Source organism: Xenophilus azovorans DSM 13620, assembly GCF_000745855.1.
Classification (GTDB): Bacteria; Pseudomonadota; Gammaproteobacteria; order Burkholderiales; family Burkholderiaceae_C; genus Xenophilus; species Xenophilus azovorans.
The window spans coordinates 15,340-34,269 of record NZ_JQKD01000039.1 but is presented as its reverse complement, the minus strand read 5'-3'; the positions used below and the strand labels follow the sequence as shown (position 1 = coordinate 34,269).

Annotated in this window: 20 protein-coding genes; 6 read left to right on the top strand and 14 right to left on the bottom strand. The window is 72.6% G+C overall.

The window, feature by feature from the left end; genetic code table 11:
- Nucleotides 1-98: 98 nt before the first annotated feature.
- On the top strand, nt 99-1,064 hold the full coding sequence (locus tag Q392_RS19475; protein WP_038211339.1) for a LysR family transcriptional regulator: 966 nt from the start codon (nt 99-101) through the stop codon (nt 1,062-1,064).
- Here Q392_RS19475 and Q392_RS19470 read toward each other — a convergent pair.
- Entirely contained in the window at nt 1,061-2,218 is a 1,158-nt protein-coding gene (locus Q392_RS19470) for an acyl-CoA dehydrogenase family protein (protein WP_038211259.1), read from the bottom strand. The two genes, Q392_RS19475 and Q392_RS19470, sit on opposite strands and share 4 nt — an antisense overlap.
- Before the next feature lie 144 nt (nt 2,219-2,362).
- On the opposite strand from Q392_RS19470, the gene purT reads away from it, so the two are divergent.
- Entirely contained in the window at nt 2,363-3,568 is a 1,206-nt protein-coding gene (gene purT, locus Q392_RS19465; RefSeq protein WP_038211257.1) for a formate-dependent phosphoribosylglycinamide formyltransferase, read from the top strand.
- Here the strand turns inward: purT and Q392_RS31400 are convergent.
- The 3 genes from Q392_RS31400 to Q392_RS19450 form a co-directional block, all read right to left on the bottom strand.
- Nucleotides 3,546-3,920: a hypothetical protein gene (locus tag Q392_RS31400; protein ID WP_051953773.1), complete on the bottom strand. Its 375-nt coding sequence runs from the start codon at nt 3,918-3,920 to the stop codon at nt 3,546-3,548. The two genes, purT and Q392_RS31400, sit on opposite strands and share 23 nt — an antisense overlap.
- 91 nt (nt 3,921-4,011) lie before the next feature.
- Entirely contained in the window at nt 4,012-4,908 is an 897-nt protein-coding gene (locus tag Q392_RS19455) for an ABC transporter permease (protein ID WP_084217219.1), read from the bottom strand.
- A complete protein-coding gene (locus Q392_RS19450) occupies nt 4,805-5,734 on the bottom strand; it encodes an ATP-binding cassette domain-containing protein (RefSeq protein ID WP_038211253.1) in 930 nt (309 codons plus the stop codon). Before Q392_RS19450 ends, Q392_RS19455 begins: the two co-directional genes overlap by 104 nt.
- A 95-nt stretch (nt 5,735-5,829) precedes the next feature.
- Between Q392_RS19450 and Q392_RS19445 the strand changes: the two genes are divergently transcribed.
- A complete protein-coding gene (locus Q392_RS19445; protein ID WP_038211251.1) occupies nt 5,830-6,138 on the top strand; it encodes a hypothetical protein in 309 nt (102 codons plus the stop codon).
- 12 nt (nt 6,139-6,150) lie between these two features.
- Here the strand turns inward: Q392_RS19445 and Q392_RS19440 are convergent, their stop codons facing one another.
- On the bottom strand, nt 6,151-6,495 hold the full coding sequence (locus tag Q392_RS19440) for an antibiotic biosynthesis monooxygenase family protein (RefSeq protein ID WP_038211249.1): 345 nt from the start codon (nt 6,493-6,495) through the stop codon (nt 6,151-6,153).
- The gene (locus tag Q392_RS19435; RefSeq protein ID WP_038211247.1) at nt 6,492-7,607 is read right to left on the bottom strand and encodes a cytochrome P450; all 1,116 of its coding nucleotides are present in this window, start codon (nt 7,605-7,607) and stop codon (nt 6,492-6,494) included. Before Q392_RS19435 ends, Q392_RS19440 begins: the two co-directional genes overlap by 4 nt.
- An 89-nt stretch (nt 7,608-7,696) precedes the next feature.
- Here Q392_RS19435 and Q392_RS19430 point away from each other — a divergent pair, with 89 nt between their 5' ends.
- Nucleotides 7,697-8,389, top strand: coding sequence for an ArsR/SmtB family transcription factor (locus tag Q392_RS19430; protein WP_038211337.1), 693 nt, complete (start codon nt 7,697-7,699; stop codon nt 8,387-8,389).
- A 9-nt stretch (nt 8,390-8,398) separates the two neighbouring features.
- On the opposite strand, the gene Q392_RS19425 is transcribed toward Q392_RS19430, so the two are convergent.
- Together Q392_RS19425 and Q392_RS19420 are read right to left on the bottom strand one after the other, a co-directional pair.
- On the bottom strand, nt 8,399-9,295 hold the full coding sequence (locus tag Q392_RS19425) for an amidohydrolase family protein (RefSeq protein WP_038211243.1): 897 nt from the start codon (nt 9,293-9,295) through the stop codon (nt 8,399-8,401).
- Between the two features lie 11 nt (nt 9,296-9,306).
- A complete protein-coding gene (locus Q392_RS19420; RefSeq protein WP_038211242.1) occupies nt 9,307-10,824 on the bottom strand; it encodes an AMP nucleosidase in 1,518 nt (505 codons plus the stop codon).
- A 64-nt stretch (nt 10,825-10,888) separates the two neighbouring features.
- On the opposite strand from Q392_RS19420, the gene Q392_RS19415 reads away from it, so the two are divergent.
- On the top strand, nt 10,889-11,671 hold the full coding sequence (locus Q392_RS19415) for an enoyl-CoA hydratase/isomerase family protein (protein ID WP_051953772.1): 783 nt from the start codon (nt 10,889-10,891) through the stop codon (nt 11,669-11,671).
- 111 nt (nt 11,672-11,782) lie between these two features.
- On the opposite strand, the gene Q392_RS19410 is transcribed toward Q392_RS19415, so the two are convergent.
- The 5 genes from Q392_RS19410 to Q392_RS19390 form a co-directional block, all read right to left on the bottom strand.
- Nucleotides 11,783-12,346 (bottom strand): TIGR00725 family protein, encoded by a 564-nt coding sequence (locus tag Q392_RS19410; RefSeq protein ID WP_425425189.1) that lies wholly within the window; start codon nt 12,344-12,346, stop codon nt 11,783-11,785.
- Complete coding sequence (locus tag Q392_RS19405) at nt 12,309-13,124, bottom strand: ABC transporter permease (RefSeq protein WP_038211334.1); 816 nt, start codon at nt 13,122-13,124, stop codon at nt 12,309-12,311. The genes Q392_RS19410 and Q392_RS19405 overlap by 38 nt, the downstream gene beginning before the upstream one ends.
- 13 nt (nt 13,125-13,137) lie before the next feature.
- Nucleotides 13,138-14,214: an extracellular solute-binding protein gene (locus Q392_RS19400; protein ID WP_038211239.1), complete on the bottom strand. Its 1,077-nt coding sequence runs from the start codon at nt 14,212-14,214 to the stop codon at nt 13,138-13,140.
- Nucleotides 14,215-14,428: 214 nt separating this feature from the next.
- Nucleotides 14,429-15,457: an ABC transporter ATP-binding protein gene (locus tag Q392_RS19395; protein ID WP_038211238.1), complete on the bottom strand. Its 1,029-nt coding sequence runs from the start codon at nt 15,455-15,457 to the stop codon at nt 14,429-14,431.
- Nucleotides 15,454-16,221 (bottom strand): ABC transporter permease, encoded by a 768-nt coding sequence (locus Q392_RS19390; protein ID WP_038211236.1) that lies wholly within the window; start codon nt 16,219-16,221, stop codon nt 15,454-15,456. Before Q392_RS19390 ends, Q392_RS19395 begins: the two co-directional genes overlap by 4 nt.
- Nucleotides 16,222-16,388: 167 nt before the next feature.
- Here Q392_RS19390 and Q392_RS19385 point away from each other — a divergent pair, with 167 nt between their 5' ends.
- On the top strand, nt 16,389-17,297 hold the full coding sequence (locus tag Q392_RS19385; RefSeq protein ID WP_038211235.1) for a LysR substrate-binding domain-containing protein: 909 nt from the start codon (nt 16,389-16,391) through the stop codon (nt 17,295-17,297).
- 142 nt (nt 17,298-17,439) lie between these two features.
- On the opposite strand, the gene gorA is transcribed toward Q392_RS19385, so the two are convergent.
- The gene (gene gorA / locus Q392_RS19380; RefSeq protein ID WP_051953770.1) at nt 17,440-18,834 is read right to left on the bottom strand and encodes a glutathione-disulfide reductase; all 1,395 of its coding nucleotides are present in this window, start codon (nt 18,832-18,834) and stop codon (nt 17,440-17,442) included.
- Nucleotides 18,835-18,930 lie beyond the last annotated feature (96 nt).

The window sequence follows — 18,930 nt, the reverse complement described above, 5'->3', positions numbered from 1 at the left end:
TGCCGGCGACCTTATCCCCGCCGGCGATTCTTGAAAATTCGATATTCGTGAGGTGTCGATCACAATCGGTGATCGCCTGGAGCGCGGAGGGATTCGACATGGACGCCAAGACCGACCGCCTGGTGCGCAAGCTGCGGCTGAGGCATCTGGAGCTGCTGGTCGCGCTCGCGGACACGCCGACGATGCGCGGCGCGGCCGCGCGGCTGCACCTGAGCCAGCCGGCCATCAGCAAGATGCTGGGAGAGATCGAGGGCTGCTTCGGCGACCGGCTGTTCGAGCGCGGCCACCAGGGCATCCATGCCAACGCCCTGGGCAGGGCCGCGGTCTACCGCGCCCGGGCGGTGCTGCACGAACTGGTCCGCGCGACGGAGGACGTCGACGCCCTGCGCGACGGCGTGGCCGCCGTGCTGCGGGTGGGTGCGCCGTCCGTCACCGCCACGGTGCCGGCCGCCATCATCCGGCTGCGCGAGCGCCTGCCGGGCGCCGCGGTGCACGTGCGGGAGGGCCGCGTCCACGAACTCTTCCGGCGCCTGCTCGACGGCGAGCTGGACTGCGTGTTCGCCGCCGTCACCCCCGAGCTGCTGTCGGGCGACACGCTCCCGCTGCTGCGCCCGGAAGTCCTGCTGGGCGACGAGCTGTGCGTGATGGCGTCGTCGTCGAACCGGCAGGCCGCCCGCCGCGGCCTGCGCTGGGCCGACCTGCGCGGCGCGCCCTGGGTGGTGCCGCCGAAGGAGACGCTGGTGCGCCAGGCCTTCATGACGGCCTTCCTGAACGACGGCGCGACGCCGCCGGAGCCGGTGGTCGAGGTGATGTCGTCGGTGACGATCGGCACCGTGCTGCGCATGGACCCGTCGCTGCTGTGCGCGGTGCGGCTGGAACAGGCCATCGACGAGATCGCCCGCGGCGGCGTGCGCAGGGTGGCGGTCGCGCCGGCCATGGGCCTGCCGTCCTTCGGCCTGTACACGCGCAGCGGGCGCGCCGACCCGCCCGCGGTGCTGCGGGAATTCGCCGAGGCCGTCAGGCAGGTCGGCGAACGCCTGGCGTCGCGGCGCCGGCCGCGCTAGCGGGGCGGCCGCTTCGCGATCCCCATCGTCTTCGCCAGGATGCCCAGCATCACCTCGTCGGCGCCGCCGCCGATGGAGGCCAGGCGGCCGTCGCGGTACAGGCGCGAGACGCGGTTCTCCAGCGTGAAGCCCATGCCGCCCCAGAACTGCAGGCAGGTATCGGCCACCTCGCGCGTGAGGCGGCCGGCCTTGAGCTTCGCCATGGAGGCGAGCTGCAGCACGTCCTGCCCCGCCAGGTACAGGTCGCAGGCGCGGTAGGTCAGGGCGCGCAGCGCCTCCACCTCGGTCTGCAGCTCGGCCAGCTTGAACTGCACCCACTGCTGGTCGGCCAGCGTGGCGCCGAACAGGCGCCGCTCCTGCGCCCAGCCGATGGTCTGGGCGATGCAGTCCTCCATCGGCACCAGCGCGCTGGCGGCGCACCACAGCCGCTCCTCCTGGAACTGCTGCATCTGGTAGACGAAGCCCTGGCCCTCCTCGCCGATGCGATAGCGCTGCGGCACGCGCACCTCGTCGAAGTGGATGAGGCCGGTGTCGCTGCTGTGCATGCCGATCTTGCGGATCTTCCCGGCCTTCTCGATGCCGGGCCGGTCCATCGGCACCATGACCAGCGACTTGTTCCTGTGTGCCGGTCCGTCGCCGGTGTTGACCAGCATGCACATCCAGTCGGCCTGCAGGCTGTTGGTGATCCACATCTTCTGGCCGCTGATGACGTAGTCGCCGCCGTCCTTGCGCGCCACGCTCCGGATGCCGGCCACGTCGCTGCCCGCGCCGGGCTCGCTCACGCCGATGCAGCCCACCTGCTCGCCCGCGATGGCCGGCGCCAGGAACTCGCGCCTGAGCTCGTCGCTGCCGAAGCGCGCCAGCGCCGGCGTGCACATGTCGGTCTGCACGCCGATCGCCATCGGGATGCCGCCGCAGCTCACGTGGCCCAGCGTCTCGGCCATCGCCATGGCCCAGGAATAGTCGAGCCCCGCGCCGCCGTAGGCCTCGGGCTTGTTCAGGCCCAGCAGGCCCAGCGCGCCCAGGCCCTTGAAGATCTCGTGCAGCGGCGCGATCTCGGCCGCTTCCCACTCGTCCACGCGCGGGTTGATGTGCTCGTCGATGTAGCGGCGCAGCGTCTGCTGCATCTGCCGGTGCTCGTGCGTGTAGTGCATGGTCGCGGTCTCCTGCTGCGGGGGCGTGGCGGGCGGGGGCCGTCCACTCTAGGCGGCGCGGGGCGGGCGGGCTTGTGCCAAGTGGCTGCCGGCGGCGGCCTTACAGTGCGGGGTCGTCCCGTTTCCACTTCGCACCTGTCCGCCATGACCCGTCTCGGCACCCCCCTTTCCCCCCAGGCCACCCGCGTGATGCTGCTGGGCTCCGGCGAGCTCGGCAAGGAGGTGCTCATCGCCCTGCAGCGCCTGGGCGTGGAGACCATCGCCGTCGACCGCTACGAGAACGCACCCGGCCAGCAGGTGGCGCACCATGCGCGCACCATCGTCATGAGCGACCCGGCGCAGCTCAGGGCGCTGATCGAGCAGGAGAAGCCCGACCTGGTGGTGCCCGAGATCGAGGCCATCGCCACGCCGGTGCTGGAGGCGCTGGAGGCCGCCGGCACGGTGAAGGTGATCCCCACCGCCCGCGCCGCCCGCCTGACCATGGACCGCGAGGGCATCCGCCGCCTGGCGGCCGAGACGCTGGGCCTGCCGACCAGCCCCTACCGCTTCTGCGACTCGCTGGAGGAGCTGCAGGCCGCCATCGACGAGGGCATCGGCTACCCCTGCATCGTCAAGCCGGTGATGAGCAGTTCGGGCAAGGGCCAGAGCCGCATCGACGGCCCGCAGGACGTGCGCCGGGCCTGGGACTACGCCATGGCCGGCGGCCGGGTGAGCACCGGCCGCGTCATCGTCGAGGGCTTCATCGATTTCGACTACGAGATCACCCTGCTGACGGTGCGCGCCCGCGGCGAGGGCGGCGCTGTGCAGACGCGGTTCTGCGAGCCCATCGGGCACCTGCAGGCCCACGGCGACTACGTGGAAAGCTGGCAGCCGCACCCCATGCACCCGGCGGCGCTGGCGCGCGCGCAGGAGATCGCCGGGCAGGTGACGGCCGACCTGGGCGGGCTCGGCATCTTCGGGGTGGAGCTGTTCGTCAAGGGCGAGCAGGTGTGGTTCAGCGAGGTGAGCCCGCGACCGCACGACACCGGCCTGGTGACGCTGGCCACGCAGTGGCAGAGCGAATTCGAGCTGCATGCGCGCGCCATCCTCGGCCTGCCGGTGGACACCGCGCTGAAGAGCCCCGGCGCCAGCGCCGTCATCTACGGCGGCGTCGATGCGGTGGGCATCGTGTTCGACGGCGTGGACGAGGCGCTGGCCGTGCCCGGCGCCGACCTGCGCCTGTTCGGCAAGCCGGAGAGCTTCGCCCGGCGCCGCATGGGCGTGGCGCTGGCGCATGCGGACGACGTGGAGACGGCGCGCCGCCACGCCCGGGAGGCGGCCTCGCGCGTCAGGCCGCGGGCAACTGGCTGAGCCCACCCCTCAGCGTTTCGGGGGGGACGCCGGCGGCAGGGTCGATCGGGTCGATGAGCGCGTGCCGCACCACGATGTCGCGGTCCACCATCTTGGCGCGCACCTCCGGCTCGACCGAGGGCTGGAGCAGGTCTTCCCCGGCGTGGCCGCGGATGCTCTCCAGGTTCTCCCACACCGAGGCGACCACCACCTCGAGCGTGCCGTCCGGCAGGCCGCGGAACAGGGCGGTGGCATAGAGGTTGCCGGGCGCCCCGCGCAGCCGGGGCAGCGTGATCCGGTCCAGGTACTCGCGGCATTCATCGCCCAGTTCGAGCCGGATCCAGAAAGTCCAGGAGCGGAGGATGTGCTTCATGACGGGGTGGGCGGACAGCGGCGGGCGTTCTTGTTGTTAATGCCATTGTCTACGTTTCGCCCGCCGGCCGACCCGGCCGCCCGACCGTTCGTCAGGCGGCGAAGCGCCGCCGGGTGAGCGCCAGCGCCGCCCAGAAGGCGGCCACCGCATAGGCCGCCAGCGTCAGCGCCGGCTGCAGCCAGGCGGCGGGCCACTGGTCCATGAACAGCGGCCGCACCAGCGCCACCGCGTTGGCCAGCGGCAGCCAGCGCGCCACCGCCTGCACCGCGTCGGGCAGCTGCTCCAGCGGGAAGAACACGCCCGACAGGAACATCATCGGCGTCATGAACAGCGTGAAGTAGTAGGTGAAGAAGTCGTAGCTCTTCGCCAGCGCGTTGAAGATCAGCGCGATGCTGGAGAACACGATGCCGCAGCCGGCCAGGATGAACCAGGCCGCCAGCAGCTTGGGGCTGTGGCTGATGCCCAGCCCCAGCATCACCAGCAGGATGGCGGTGACGGTGAACAGCGACTTGAAGGCGGCCCATGCCATCTCGGCGAAGACCACGTCGTCCAGGCCCACCGGCGCGTTCATGATGCCGTCCCAGGTCTTCTGCACGTGCATGCGCGAGAAGGCCGAGTACAGCGCCTCGAAGCTGGCCGCGTTCATCGCGCTCATGCAGATCGAGCCGCTGGCCAGGAACAGGATGTAGGGCACCGCCCGCCCGTCCACCTGCACCTGCCCCACCAGCGCGCCCATGCCGTAGCCGAAGGCCACGAGCCAGATCAGCGGCTCGGCGATGTTGCCGATCAGGCTGGGCAGCGCCAGCTTGCGCCACACCAGCAGGTTGCGCAGGAACACCGGCCACCAGCGGGTGGTGATGGCGGGCGGGCGCCAGGGCGAGGGATCAGCCGTCTTCACGGATCTGCCTTCCGGTGAGCTTGAGGAACAGGTCTTCCAGGTTGGCCGGGCGGTGGAAGATGCGCAGGCCGCCGTGCGCGGCCAGCGCATCGAGCAGGCGGCGCGCGTCCTGCGTGTAGAAGAAGACGGTCTCGCCGCTCACCTCCACCCGCGCGGCGAACTGGCGCAGCGGCGACGCGGCCAAAGCCAGCGCCCCGTTGCCGTACACCTCCACCACGTCGGGCTCCAGGTGCTCGGCGATCAGCTCGCGCGGACGGCCCTCGGCGATCTTGCGGCCGTGGTCGATCACCAGCAGGCGCGAGCACAGGCGCTCGGCTTCGTCCATGAAGTGCGTGGTCAGCAGGATCGACTTGCCCTGCTGCAGCAGCGTCTGCAGGCGCTCCCACATCAGGTGGCGCGCCTGCGGGTCGAGGCCGGTGGTGGGTTCGTCCAGCAGCAGCAGCTTCGGGTCGTTGACCAGCGCGCGCGCCAGCGACAGGCGCCGGCGCATGCCGCCGGAGAGTTCGCCCGGCTTGGCGTCGGCCTTGTGCGAGAGCGCCGCGAAGTCCAGCAGCTGCGGCACCTTCGGCGCGAAGGCGCGGCGCGAGAAGCCGAAGTAGCGCGCGTAGACCACCAGATTCTCGGCGCAGCTGAAGTCCGGGTCGAGCGAGTCGAACTGGCTGACCACGCCGAGCTGCGCCTTGATCGCCCGCGCGTCGCGCGGCATGGCCAGGCCGTCCATCGCCACGATCTCGCCCGCGTCCGGCGCCGTCAGGCCCAGGCACATGCGGATGGTGGTGGTCTTGCCGGCGCCGTTGGGGCCGATCACGCCCAGGCATTCGCCGGGTGCGATCTCGAAGGAGAGGTCGTCCACCACCGTGGTGTCGCCGTAGCGCTTGAAGAGGTGGCGGGCCTGGAGGAGCGGGGCGGAGGGCACCGGGGCATTGTGGCAAAGGCCGCCGCGGCGCCGGCGCCGCCTCGGCGAACACTGTGTTTCGCCGGCCGCGCGCCGAAGGACAATCGCCCGCCAGCATGGACTACCTGCTCTTCGACCACAGCGAGGGCGACGACGGCGTCGGCCTGTTCGAGGCCATGGCCAGCGTCGCCCCGGTGCGTGCCGCTGCCGTGGAGGCCGAGATCGGCCAGGTGCTGGCGTGGGCCGAGGCAGCCTTCCCCGGCCGGCGCGCGCCGGTGGAGGCGGGCGGCGAATGGGACGCCGACCTGCACGTGGAGGACGACGGGCATGGCCCCGCGCCGCGGCGCACCTGGACGCTGTCGGTCGTCGGCACGCCCGCCTTCTGCGCGGCCTTCCGCGAACGCTTCGCGGACGCGATCGCCTGACGCGGAACGCCTTCAGCCGTGCACGGCGCGGCTGTCCTCGGGCGCCTCGTCGCGCGCGTCCATGCCGTAGTCGCGCACCACCGCCGCCACCCGCAGCCGGTAGCCGGCGAACACGTGGTCGCGGCCGGCCGCCTGGGCGCGGCGGTGCGATTCGAGCCGGCGCCAGGCGGCCAGCGCGGCCTCGTCGCGCCAGAAGCTCAGGCTCAGCAGGCGGTCGGGATCTTTCAGGCTCTGGAAGCGCTCGATGGAGAGGAAGCCGTCCATGCGTTCCAGTTGCGGCCGCAGCGCCGCCGCGGTGTCGAGATATGCCTGGCGCTGCCCGGGCGCGGGCTGCACTTCGAAGATCACGGCCATCATCGGGAGGTCTCCTGGTCGAAAAAGGGAATGCGGCAGTTGGCAGAAGGCCGCCAGCCGGCCGGCAGCGCCAGCATGCCTCCGCCGGCGCGGGTCAGCAGCCATTCCAGCGTCGTTGCCGCGATCGCCAAGGCGATGGACTGCCCGGGGCAGCGATGCATGCCGTGCCCGAAGCACAGCAGCCGACGTTCCGCGCGGTCGAGGTCGAAGCGGTCCGGCACCGGATGCAGCGCCGGGTCGCGCTGCGCGGCGGCCAGCACCAGCAGCAGGCCGTCGCCGGGCGCCAGGCGCGCGCCCTCGAAGGCCATCGCCTCGGCGGCGAAGCGGCGCGTGTTCTGCACAGGTGCATCGTGGCGGGCCACCTCGGCGACGAAGCCGGGCAGGCGGCCGGGATCGGCCGCGAGCGTGGCGTGCAGATCGGGCCGGCGCGCCAGCGCGGCGAGGGCGTTGCCCAGCAGCGCGGCGCCGGCGTCGCAGCCCTGCACCAGCAGCCCGGCCAGGTTCGAGCGGAACACCGCCGACCGGCCCACCGCCGCGCGCAGCGTGCCGGCCGCGTCCTGCAGCGCCGGCGCCGCGGCGCCGGCGGCCGCCCATTGCGCGGGCGTCGATGCGGGCGACAGGCCTTCGGCCAGCCGGCGGGTGGCGTGCACGAGCGCCTCCAGCGCGTCGTCGCCGAAGCCCAGCAGCGCGGCCAGCGACGCCACCGGCAGCGCGAAGCAGAGTTCGTCCAGCGGCCGGCGGCCCAGCAGGCGTGCCGCACACAGGGTGGCGGCCCGCACGGCGGCGGCGTCGAAGGCCGCCAGCAGCGCCTGCAGCGCCGGCTTGTGCCCGGCATGGACGGCGCCGTCGTTCCAGCGCACGAGCTGGCCGAACAGCGCCCCGGCCGGCGTGCCCGCCAGGCCGGGCGGCACCGGCGCGCCGGGTGGGCGCACGCGCAGCGCGGGATGCGCCAGCGCCCGGCACACCACGTCGGCGCGGCCGGCCACCCACAGGCCCAGCGCGGCATCGAACTGCAGCGGCGGCCCGTCGCGCAGGGCGGCGTACCAGGGGTACGGATCGGGGTGCGAGACGGCGGCGACGGCGTCGCGCGGCGGCGGCAGGTGGGGTGCGTTCATGGCGCCACTGTCGGCCGTGCCGGGCGTCCTCGCTTCGCCCGGCATCGAAGCGTCGGCCGCGCCGCCGCCGTAGCATGCGGCGCATGGACATGCCCCTGCCCGACCCCGACACGCGGCTGGCCCGCCTCGCCGGCGCGATCGCCGAGCCGGCCCGCGCCCGCATGCTGAGCTGCCTGATGGACGGGCATGCCCGCACCGCCACCGAACTGGCTGCGGCTGCCGAGGTGGCGGCCTCCACCGCCAGCGCGCATCTGGCGCGGCTGCAGCGCGAGGGCCTGGTGAGCCTGTGGACGCAGGGCAGGCATCGCTACTTCCGCCTGGCCGACGAAGACGTGGCCGCCGCGCTGGAAAGCCTGATGGTGGTGGCCGGCGCCGCCGCCGGCCCGGCCTTCCGCCCGAGCACGCCGGCCCGCCTGCGCGCCGCGCGCACCTGCTACGACCACCTGGCGGGCATGGCCGGCGTCGCGCTGCACGACCGGCTGCACGCGCAGGGCTGGCTGGCGGGCCTGCGCAGCGGCGCCTACACGCTCACCGAAGCCGGCGAGCGCGGACTCGAAGGGCTGGGCCTGGACCTGGCCGCCGTGCTGCGCAGCCGGCGCCGGCTGGCCTGCCCCTGCCTGGACTGGAGCGAGCGCCGCCCGCACCTGGGCGGCGCGCTGGGCGCGGCCTGCCTGCAGCTGGCGCTGCGGCGTGGCTGGCTGCGGCGCGAGCTGGACGGGCGGGCCGTCACCGTGACGCCGAAGGCGCGGCGCGAGGCGCCCGGGCTGTTCGGCCCGGCGTAGCGGCTGACATCAGCGCCCGGGCGCGTCCATGCGCAGCAGCCGCAGCAGGTTCGTGCGCCCGACGCTCGCCTGCGCCCCGGGGCTGAGCTGGCGCAGGAAGTCCTGCACGCTGGCGAACTTCATCTCCTCGCTGGCGCGGCTGCGGTGGCTGGCGTCGGTGCCGACGACGAAGCGCTCGGGCATGGCCTCGATCAGCGCGAGCCATTCGGGCCACACCCGCTGCCCGTCGCGCAGCAGCGTGAACTCCGGCGAGCGCGGATGGCGCGGCCAGGTGCGTGCGCTCAGTTCGTAGGTCAGTTGCGGATGCGCCTCGAGCATGCGCCGCGCCAGGATCAGGGGCGTGTAGCCGCCGTGGGCCCAGATCACCGGCACGTCGGGAAAGCGGTCCAGCAGCCGCGACAGCCCGTCCATGCGCGTGGATTCGACGTGCAGCAGCACCGGCACGCGGTGCCTGCGCGCCAGCGCCATGATGCCGTTCATCATGGGGCCGTCGAGGTCGTGGTCCATCTCGCCGAAGCCGGCCGAGGCGAAATGCACCGCGTTGATCTCGCCGATGCCGTGGTAGTCGCCGCCGGCCAGCAGCGCGTCGAGTTCGGCCAGCAGCGCGGAGGCCGCGGCTTCGTCCCCGCTCCAGGCCGCGCGGTAGGCCTGCCGCTCGGGCGAGACCGAGGCGAAGGCGATGAAGCGCTGCGGATGCCGGCGCGCCGCCTCGGCCACCGACCGGTTGCTGCTGCGTCCGCCCCAGAACACCACCGCGCGCTCGGCGCCGAAGCGTTCCATCATGTCCAGCTGCAGGCCTTCGTCGTTCAGGTGGGCATGCGCGTCGATGAACGGGATGGTCTGCGCCGGGCACGACGCCGCGGCCAGCGACAGTGCCAGGGCGGCCCAGCGTGCAGGAAGCCGCATGGCCGCCGGCGCTACTGGAACGCCACCTCCGCGAAGCTGCGCAGCTTGCGGCTGTGCAGGCGCGTGGTGCCCTCGGCGCGCAGGATGTCGATGGCACGCATGCCGATGCGCAGGTGCTGCTCCACCCGTTCGCGGTAGAAGTGGTTGGCCATGCCGGGCAGCTTGATCTCGCCGTGCAGCGGCTTGTCGGACACGCACAGCAAGGTACCGTAGGGCACGCGAAAGCGGAAGCCGTTGGCGGCGATGGTGGCGCTTTCCATGTCCAGCGCCACCGCGCGGCTCTGGCTGAAGCGGCGCTGCGGCTCGTTGCCCGGCAGCAGCTCCCAGTTGCGGTTGTCGGTGCTGGCGACGGTGCCGGTGCGCATGATGGCCTTCAGCTCGGCGCCGCGGCAGCCGGTCACGTCGGCCACCGCCTGCTCCAGCGCGAGCTGGATCTCCGACAGCGCGGGCAGCGGCACCCACAGCGGCAGCTCCTCGTCGAGCACGTGGTCCTCGCGCACGTAGGCGTGGGCCAGCACGTAGTCGCCCAGCTGCTGCGTGTTGCGCAGCCCGGCGCAGTGGCCCAGCATCATCCAGGCGTGCGGGCGCAGCACGGCGATGTGGTCGGTGATGGTCTTGGCGTTGGCCGGCCCCACGCCGATGTTGACCATGGTGATGCCGCTGCAGTCCTCGCGCACCAGGTGGTAGGCCGGCATCTGCGGCAGGCGGCCGGGCGGCGTGCCCTGCAGCGCGGCCAGTGCGTCGGCGAGCGCGCCGGCCTGTTCCGGCTTCAGGTTGTGGCGCCGCGTGACCACGTTGCCCGGCTCCACGAAGGCGATGTACTCGCTCGCCTCGTCGGCCATCGCCTCGTGGCCCAGCCGCACGAACTCGTCGATGTAGAACTGGTAGTTGGTGAACAGCACGAAGTTCTGGAACCAGTGCGGCGCCGTGCCGGTGTAGTGGCGCAGGCGGTGCAGCGAGTAGTCCACCCGCGAGGCGGTGAACAGCGCCAGCGGCTCCGCCTCGCCGGGCCGGGTGACGTGCGTGCCGTTGGCGATGCCGTCGTCCATGGCGGCCAGGTCGGGCAGGTCGAACACGTCGCGCATCAGCGCGCGGCGCTCGGGGCTGAGCGTGCCCTCGATGTGGTCGTTCTCGGCGAAGGAGAAGTGCACCGGGATCGGCTGGGTGCTGGTGCCGATCTCCAGCTCGATGCGGTGGTTGGCGAGCAGCAGGCGGAACTGGTTCTCGTAGTAGCGCGCGAACAGGTCGGGGCGGGTGAGCGTGGTCTCGAAGCGGCCGGGGCCGGCGACGAAGCCGTAGCTCAGGCCGGCGGTGGCGGGCGTGGCGTTGCGCGTGCTGGTGTGCGTGTGCACCCGCACGAAGGGGTAGCAGGCGCGCACCCGGCCCGGCAGCGTCTCGCCGGCCACGAAGCGCTGCATGGCGTCGCGCAGGTGGGCCAGGCCCTCGTCGTAGATGCGCTGCACCTGCGCCAGCGCGGCGGCCGGATCGGTGAAGCGGACGGGGGCGACGAAGGGGGGCATGTAGGGCATGGCGGCATTGTGCAATGGGCGCGATGGCGAGCGCGTGGCAGCGCTGGCCCTACAGTGGCGCACCATGAGCAAGGACCCCGCACCCCGTTCCGCCGGCCAGGCGCCGGCGCTGGCCATCGACGGCCACGTCGCCACCCTCACCCTGCGCCGTCCGGCCGTCGCCAACCGCCTGGCGGCCGCCGACCTGCCGGTGCTGCGCGCGCACGTCGACGCCGTGAACCGCGCCGAGGGCGTGCTGGTGCTGCTGCTGCGCGCCGAGGGCCGCCATTTCTGCAGCGGCTTCGACATCGCCGACATGGCGGCCAGCCAGGCGGAGGGCGCCGGCTTCGGCGACATGGTCGACGCGCTGGAGGACTGCCGTGCCGTCACCGTCGCGGCCGTGCAGGGCGGCGTGTACGGCGGCGCCACCGACATCGCGCTGGCCTGCGATTTCCGCGTCGGCAGCGAGGCGGCGCAGATGTTCATGCCGGCCGCGCGGCTGGGCCTGCATTTCTACGAGAGCGGGCTGCGCCGGTACGTCGAGCGGCTGGGGCTGGACACGGCCAAGCGCCTGTTCCTCACCGGCGAGACGCTGGACGCGCGGGCGATGCGCGAGATCGGCTTCCTGACGCACTTGGTGGCGCCGGAGGCATTGGACGGCGCGGTGCAGGCGCTGGTCGATCAGCTGGCCGGCATGGCGCCGCTGGCGCTGCTGGGCATGAAGCGCCACCTCAACCAGATCGCGCGCGGCACGCTGCTCGAGGGCGCGGTGCGCGAGGCGACGCTGCGGACGCTGGCGTCGGACGATCTGCGCGAGGGGCAACTGGCGTGGAAGGAGAAGCGGCCGGCGCGGTTCACCGGGCGCTGAGCGCGCCGTTCAATGCTCCGCCCCGTTCACGCTGAGCCTGTCGAAGCGCGTACCCGGCTTCGACAGGCTCAGCCCGAACGGGTGGTGGGGTGAGCCGGACGCGGCGTCGGATCAACCCGCCAGCAAGCACTCCACCAGCGCCGCCAGCATCTCCTGCGCATCCGCCACCGGCACCGCCCCGGGCAGCGCCACGTCGCCGTGCATCACGAACACCGGCGTGCCCCACTTCAGGCCCAGCGCCATTTCCGACAGCGTGCCCATGTTGCCGCCGATGGCCGCCAGGCAGACGGCGCTGCGCGCCACCAGCGCGTTGCGCATCTCGCCCATGCCGGTGGCGATGGCCACGCTGAGCCACTCGTTGGCGTGGCGCTCGTCCTCTTCGGGCAGGATGCCGATGGCGATGCCGCCGCCCTCGCGCGCGCCGCGCGAGGCGGCCGCCATCACGCCGCCGCGGCCGCCGCAGACGATGGCGATGCCGGCCAGCGCCAGCGCCCGCGCCACCTCGCGGGCGGCCTCGCACACCGCGGCGTCGCCGTCGCCCGGGCCGATGATGCCCACCGGCCGGCGGTGGCGGCGCGGCCCGCGCTGGCGCTCGGCCAGGCGCGCCAGGGCCTGCGCCAGCGGCGCGGGGTAGTCGTCAATGCGCGGCGGGGCCGCGTTCTCTTCTGCGTGCAATCGCATCTCCCAGTCCCATGACGATGACGCACAGCGCCATCAGCAGCAGCGACAGCGCCGCCGCCACGCCGAAATCCGAGCCGCCGTCGCCCACCTGCGCATACAGCATCAGCGGCAGGATGTTCAGCTGCGTGCCCACCAGCGCCAGCGCCGTGCCGTAGGTGCCCATCGCGATGGCGGCCACCAGGCAGGCGTTGGCGAGCACCGAGGGCGCCACCTCGGCCAGCACCGTGTCGCGGAAGGCGCGCCAGCGCGTGGCGCCCAGCGTGCGCGCCGCCAGCATCGGACGCAGGTCGAGGTTGGCGAACACCGGGTACAGCGACAGCGCCACCCGCGGCACCAGGTAGTAGGCGTAGGCAAAGCCCAGCCCGGCGGCGCCGTAGATCCAGCCGCCCACGCGCGCCGGGTCGGCGCCCAGCATCGCCAGCAGCTGCGTGACGAAGCCGGCGCGACCGAAGGCCAGGATGAAGCCGTAGGCGATCACCAGCCCCGAGAAGGCCAGCGGCAGGCCCAGCAGCGTCATCATCCAGCGCCGTCGCCCCTCGGGCTGGCGCGCCAGCTCGATGGCGACTGCGGTGCCCACCAGGGCCGACACGCCGCCGGCCGTGAGCCCCAGCGCCAGCGTGTTGCGCAGCGCGCCGGGCAGCAGCGGGTTGGCGAACAGGCGGGCGAAGGCCTTGCCCTCGCCGCCGAAGGCCTCGGGCACCAGCGCGCCCAGCGGCAGCGCGAAGAACAGCAGCATGAAGGCCCAGGCGGGCCAGGCGCCGAAGCGGCGGATCATGGTGCGGCAGTCACTTCGTCAGCGTGGCCTGCGCCCAGAGCTGGTCCACCTCGGCCTTGCGCGCCGAGGCCCTGACCACGTCCAGCGGGCGGATCTGCGGTGCGGCCGGCATCTTGGCCGCCACGTCGGCGGGCAACTGGATGCCCGGCACCGAGGGCCGCACATAACCCTGCGCGAAGAGCTGCTGCCCGGCCGTGCTCATGATGAAGTTGAGCCACAGCTTGCCGGCGTTGGGGTTGGGGCCGTTCTTCACCAGGCTGATGCCGTAGGGCGCGGCCACGCTGGCCTCCTTGGGGATCAGCACCTCGCAGGCGTCGCCCATGCCGTCCACATGCTTGGCCTTCAGGCCGTCGTTCTCGTAGCTGATCCAGACGGGGATCTCGCCCTTGAGGAACTTGGCGTAGGGTGTGGTGCCCTCCACCCGCTGCACGTTGCCGGCGGCGTGCAGGCGGCCCAGGTAGTCGGTGCCGGGCTTGACGTTGTCCACGCCGCCGCCGTTGGCGTAGGCGGCGGCGAAGACCAGCACCTGCCCCACGCCCGTGCTGCGCGGGTCGAGATACGTGACGGTGTTCTTGTACTCGGGCTTGAGCAGGTCGGCCCAGCCCGTGGGCACGTTCTTCACCAGCTTCTTGTTGACCAGGAAGGCGATGTTGAGCGTGTGGATGGTGAACCAGCGGCCCTCGGCCTCGCGGAAGACCTCGGGCAGCTTCTCGAAGTTGACCGGCCTGAAGGGCGCGACCACGTCCTTCTTCACCGCGTCGACGGCCGAGGCGGCGAAGTAGTAGGCGGTGTCGGCCTGCGGGCGGCGGCGCATCTTCTCCAGCGCCACCACGGTGGCGGCCGAGCCCAGGTCGTTGTAGGTCAGTTCGATCTCGGGGTAGCGCTTCTTGAAGTCGCGGAACAGCGACTTCCAGTTGGCCCACTCGGGGCCGGTGTCGAAGGAGACGCACATGCCCTCCTTCTTCGCCTCCTCGTACAGCGCCTTCTCGCCGGCGTACAGCTCGGGGCCGTCGAAGGCGAGGGCGCGCCCGGCGAGCGCGGTCAGCGGCAGCGTGCCGGCGGCCTGGATCAGTTGTCTGCGTTGCATGCGAGGCTCCTTGAAGAGAGGGAGAAAAGTTGCACTGACTGCTCAGCGGTCCACGGCACGCGAAATCCGAGGACGGACGGGGCGAGGTCCGAAGGCCGCGGAGCAGGCCAGGCCAGTGCACCCGTGGAGCCGGCTTGGCCGGGCCACGGGGTGCGCCCCCTCGAGGGGGGATTCGACCGGAACGAAGTCCGGGAGAAACGGGGGTGGACACATTTCAGTCGTCCAGCAGGCGGATGTGCTCGGGGGCGACGGCGATGGCCTGCGCGGCGGGCGCGTGCCCTTCGGCGAGGAAGGGGCGCGGCGCGCCGGCCACCTCGAAGTCGTAGCGCGTGATCGAGCCCAGATAGCGCGCCGCGCCGGCGCGGCCTTCGAGGCGGTTGGGCGTGCCGGGTGCGGGGTCGGGTTGCACGTGTTCGGGGCGCACCAGCAGGTGCACGGCCTGGCCTGCGGTGCGGCCTTCGGTCGGCGCAGCCAGCTCGGCGAAGCCCAGGTCCACGCGGTCGGGCGCCGAGACGCGGCCGGGCAGCAGTGTCGAGAGGCCGACGAACTCGGCCACCGCGCGCTGCGCCGGCCGCTCGTACAGCTCGCGCGGCGTCGCCATCTGCAGCAGGCGGCCGTCCTTGAGCACGGCCACGCGGTCGGCCATCGCCAGCGCCTCTTCCTGGTCGTGCGTGACCAGCAGCGTGGTGGCGCCGAAGCGCCGCTGCAGCGCGCGGATCTGGTCGCGCAGGTGGCCGCGCACGCTGGCGTCCAGGGCCGACAGCGGCTCGTCCAGCAGCAGCGCGCGCGGGTCGATGGCCAGCGCGCGGGCCAGCGCCACGCGCTGCTGCTGTCCGCCCGAGAGCTGCGCGATGGCGCGCTGCGCGTAGTCGGCCAGGCCGACCACCTCCAGCAGCTCGCGCGCCCGTGCGCGCCGCTGCGCCGCCGGCTGGCCGCGCAGCGCCAGGCCGTAGGCCACGTTGTCCTGCACCGACAGGTGCGGGAACAGCGCGTAGCTCTGGAACACCATGCCGATGCCGCGCTGGTGCACCGGCGTGCCGGCCATGTCGTGCCCGCCCAGCGCGATGCGGCCGCTGTGCCCGGTCTCCAGCCCGGCCACCAGCTTGAGCAGCGTGGACTTGCCCGAGCCGCTGGGGCCGATCACGGCGACCAGCTCGCCGTCGCCCACCTCGAAGGAGACGTCGTGCAGGCCCTGGCTGCTGCCGGGGTAGTGGTAGCTGACGCGGTCGAAGACGAGGCTCATGACGATTTGCGCAACGCGGAAGAGGAAAGCAAGGCTGCCAGGCAGGCCAGCAGCAGCAGCACGACGGTGGCGGCGCAGGCGAAGCCGGTGGCGCCGTAGAAGGCCTGCAGCAGCACCACCGGGTAGGTGCGGTTCTGGAACCCCGCCAGCAGGTTGGAGAGGTTGAACTCGCCGATCGACAGGGCCGCCACCATCACCAGCCCCGACAGCAGGCTCTGGCGCAGGCTGGGCATCACGATGCCGGTGAAGCGCTGCCACTCGGTCGCGCCCAGCGTGGCGGCGGCCTGCTCCAGCCGCTCCAGGCCCAGGTGGCGCAGGTCGGTCAGCAGCGTGTTGGTGAGGTAGGGCAGGGTGGCGATGGCGTGCGCCGCCACCAGCAGCGGCGTGCTGCCCAGCCAGGGCATGGCGTCGGTGTTGAACACGATCATGTAGCCGAAGCCCAGCGTGATCGCCGGCACGGCCACCGGCATGGCGCTGACGATGCGCGAGGCCAGCGCGTGGCCGCGGCGCGCGCCGTGGTAGAGCGAATAGGCCAGGGGCAACGCCAGCACCGCGTCGATGGCGCAGGCGGACAGCGCCACCGTGAGGCTGCTGACGAAGGCTTTGCGGAAGGACGGGTCGGCCCAGAGGTCGGCATACCAGTGGCCGGTCAGGCCCGAGGGCAGCAGCGTGTTGGTCCAGTTCTGGCCGAAGCTGCCCACCACCAGCAGCGCCATCGGCAGCAGCAGGTACAGGCCGTAGACGAGGGAAATGCCGCGAACCATGTCTCCGAATCCGTTGTGCGAGTGCCCCCGCGACACTTTCCGGCAGCGACTGTGCATGATGCCGGCGCCGGAAAATTCTAGGGAGACATGCGGCGCCGATGCGTGAAAGTTGGATGACTTCCGTTGAGCAGATGGAAAATGTCCGTCCTCCCCCGCTCAAGCCTCCGATGAAGCGCGACTGCCCCACCATCCAGGAACTGCTGGCCTTCGACGCCGTGGCGCGCTGCGACAGCCTCACCCAGGCCGCCGGCGCGCTGTGCATCACCGTCAGCGCGGTGAGCAAGCAGCTTGCGGGGCTGGAGGCTTTCCTCGGCGTCAAGCTGCTGCGCAAGCACGGGCGCGGCGTGCAGCTCACGCCGCAGGGGCGGGCCTACTGGCAGAAGATCGCGGGCAGCCTGCGCGCCATCGAGACAGCCACCTACGAGGCGCGCTCCGGCGGCGGCGACGTGGGCCTGCTGACGCTGGCCAGCGTGCCGACCTTCCTCACGCGCTGGCTGATCCCGCGCCTGCCCGCCTTCCGCCGGCGCCATCCGCAGATCACGCTGAGCTTCAGCCGGCACCTGGAGCCCTCGGACGGCATCCCGCCCCAAGTGGACGCGGCCATCCGCTACAGCCCCGGCGAGTGGCCGGGCGTGGTGGCCGAGTACATCGCGGGCCGCGAGTTCGTGCTGATCGCCTCCGACGCGCTGGCGGGCGGCCAGCACCGCATCCGCGCGCCGGCCGACCTGCTGGGCCACACGCTGCTGCACCACGAGGAGGCCACCGCCGCCTGGCCGCAGTGGGCGGCGCAGCACGGCGTGCCCGAGGGCCACGTGTCGGCCGGCCCGCGCTTCGCGCAGTACTCGGCGCTGATCCAGGCGGCGCGCAGCGGCCTCGGCGTGGGCCTGGTGCCGCGCGTGCTGGTGGAGGACGAGCTGGCCGAGGGGGCGCTGCACAGCCCCTGCGGCGCGCCGGTGGCGGTGGAGCAGGGGCACTTCCTGTGCTTCCGGCCGGACCGCACGCACCTGCCGGCGTTCGCGGCGTTCAGGGACTGGCTGCTGGCGGAGGGCGCCCGCTCGCGGAGTGCCCTCGGCTGAAAGCCGGGATGCCTTCGATCAACCCCTACCGTTCGGGCTGAGCCTGTCGAAGCCGGGTGCCGCGCTTCGACAGGCTCAGCGTGAACGGTGGAGGGTGAGCATCTCAGCGTGAACGGTTGGGGGTGAGCACCTGCCAGCTTCCTCACCCCACCGTCGGCTCGCGCATCGTCACGAACTCCTCCGCCGCCGTCGGGTGGATGCCGATGGTCGTATCGAACTGCGCCTTGGTCGCGCCCGCGCGCATCGCCACCGCGAAGCCCTGCACGATCTCGCCGGCCTCGGAGCCGACCATGTGCAGGCCGACCACGCGGTCGCTCTTCGCATCGACGACGAGCTTCATGAAGGTGCGCTCCTCGCGGCCCGACAGCGTGTGGCGCAGCGGCTTGAAGTCGGTGGCGAAGATGCGCACCTCGCCGAACTTCGCGCGCGCTGCCGCCTCGGTGTAGCCGCAGGTGCCGACGTTGGGGTGCGTGAAGACCGCGGTCGGCACGAAGTCGTAGTCCATGCGGCGCCGGCCGTCGCCGAAGAGGCCGTCCACCACCACCATCGCCTCGGCCAGCGCCACCGGTGTGAGCTGCAGGCGCGTGCAGACGTCGCCCACCGCGAAGACCGAGGGCACGCTGCTGCGGTACTCGCCGTCCACCACCACGGCGCCGCGTGCGTCGAGCTTCACGCCGGCCGCCTCCAGGCCCATGCCCTCGGTGTTCGGCCGGCGGCCGGTGGCGAAGAGCACCGTGTCGGCCTCCAGCACCTGGCCGCGCGCCAGCGAGACCGAGAGCCGGCCGGTCGTCTCGTCGCGCGTGATCGTCTCGGCCTGCGTGTTCATGCGCAGGTCGATGCCGGCCTTGCCCATCTCGCGCGCCAGGAACTCGCGCACGTCCTCGTCGAAGGCGTCCAGCAGGTGGGCCCGGCGCACCAGCTGCGTCACCTGTGCGCCCAGGCCGCGGAAGATGGAGGCGAACTCGCAGGCGATGTAGCCGGCGCCGACCACCACCAGCCGCTGCGGGAACGCGGGGAGGTCGAACACCGCGTCCGACACCACGCCCAGCCCGGCGCCCGGCAGCTCGGGCAGCACCGGCATGCCGCCGGTGGCCACGAGGATGTGCTCCGCCGTATGGCGCCGGCCGTCCACCTCGACCGTGTGGCCGTCCACCAGTTGCGCCCAGCCCTGCAGCAGCGTGACGCCGGCGCCGTCCAGCAGGCCCTGGTAGACGCGGTTCAGCCGGGCGATCTCCTTCGCGCGGTTCGCCTTGAGCACGCCCCAGTCGAAGCGCGGCGCCTCGGGCAGCGTCCAGCCGTAGCCCGGCGCCTCCTCGAAGGCCTCGGCATAGCCGGCGGCGTAGCTGTAGAGCTTCTTCGGGATGCAGCCCACGTTGACGCAGGTGCCGCCCAGCGCAGCGCATTCGGCCAGCGCCACGCGGGCGCCGCGCTGGCCGGCCATGCGTGCGGCGCGCACGCCGCCGCTGCCGCCGCCGATGACGAAGAGGTCGAAGTCGAAGGAAGAAGAAGAGGAGGAGGAGGAAGAAGAGGGAGGCATGGCAGGGCGCTGGCGTGGCCGGGGACAGGGCACTGTACCCAGCCTCCGGCACGCGCGCCGCCGCGGGGCCATTGCCCGGCGGCGCGCGCCTGCCCG

Bases quoted from the DNA above. Each gene is read 5' to 3' on its own strand.
- Q392_RS19475 (WP_038211339.1), top strand. From the start codon at position 99: ATGGACGCCAAGACCGACCGCCTGGTGCGCAAGCTGCGGCTGAGGCAT.
- Q392_RS19470 (WP_038211259.1), bottom strand. From the start codon at position 2,218: ATGCACTACACGCACGAGCACCGGCAGATGCAGCAGACGCTGCGCCGC.
- purT (WP_038211257.1), top strand. From the start codon at position 2,363: ATGACCCGTCTCGGCACCCCCCTTTCCCCCCAGGCCACCCGCGTGATG.
- Q392_RS31400 (WP_051953773.1), bottom strand. From the start codon at position 3,920: ATGAAGCACATCCTCCGCTCCTGGACTTTCTGGATCCGGCTCGAACTG.
- Q392_RS19455 (WP_084217219.1), bottom strand. From the start codon at position 4,908: ATGCGCTGGCCGCGCACGGCGGCCTGCGCATCTTCCACCGCCCGGCCA.
- Q392_RS19445 (WP_038211251.1), top strand. From the start codon at position 5,830: ATGGACTACCTGCTCTTCGACCACAGCGAGGGCGACGACGGCGTCGGC.
- Q392_RS19440 (WP_038211249.1), bottom strand. From the start codon at position 6,495: ATGATGGCCGTGATCTTCGAAGTGCAGCCCGCGCCCGGGCAGCGCCAG.
- Q392_RS19435 (WP_038211247.1), bottom strand. From the start codon at position 7,607: ATGAACGCACCCCACCTGCCGCCGCCGCGCGACGCCGTCGCCGCCGTC.
- Q392_RS19430 (WP_038211337.1), top strand. From the start codon at position 7,697: ATGCCCCTGCCCGACCCCGACACGCGGCTGGCCCGCCTCGCCGGCGCG.
- Q392_RS19425 (WP_038211243.1), bottom strand. From the start codon at position 9,295: ATGCGGCTTCCTGCACGCTGGGCCGCCCTGGCACTGTCGCTGGCCGCG.
- Q392_RS19420 (WP_038211242.1), bottom strand. From the start codon at position 10,824: ATGCCCTACATGCCCCCCTTCGTCGCCCCCGTCCGCTTCACCGATCCG.
- Q392_RS19415 (WP_051953772.1), top strand. From the start codon at position 10,889: ATGAGCAAGGACCCCGCACCCCGTTCCGCCGGCCAGGCGCCGGCGCTG.
- Q392_RS19400 (WP_038211239.1), bottom strand. From the start codon at position 14,214: ATGCAACGCAGACAACTGATCCAGGCCGCCGGCACGCTGCCGCTGACC.
- Q392_RS19395 (WP_038211238.1), bottom strand. From the start codon at position 15,457: ATGAGCCTCGTCTTCGACCGCGTCAGCTACCACTACCCCGGCAGCAGC.
- Q392_RS19390 (WP_038211236.1), bottom strand. From the start codon at position 16,221: ATGGTTCGCGGCATTTCCCTCGTCTACGGCCTGTACCTGCTGCTGCCG.
- Q392_RS19385 (WP_038211235.1), top strand. From the start codon at position 16,389: ATGAAGCGCGACTGCCCCACCATCCAGGAACTGCTGGCCTTCGACGCC.
- gorA (WP_051953770.1), bottom strand. From the start codon at position 18,834: ATGCCTCCCTCTTCTTCCTCCTCCTCCTCTTCTTCTTCCTTCGACTTC.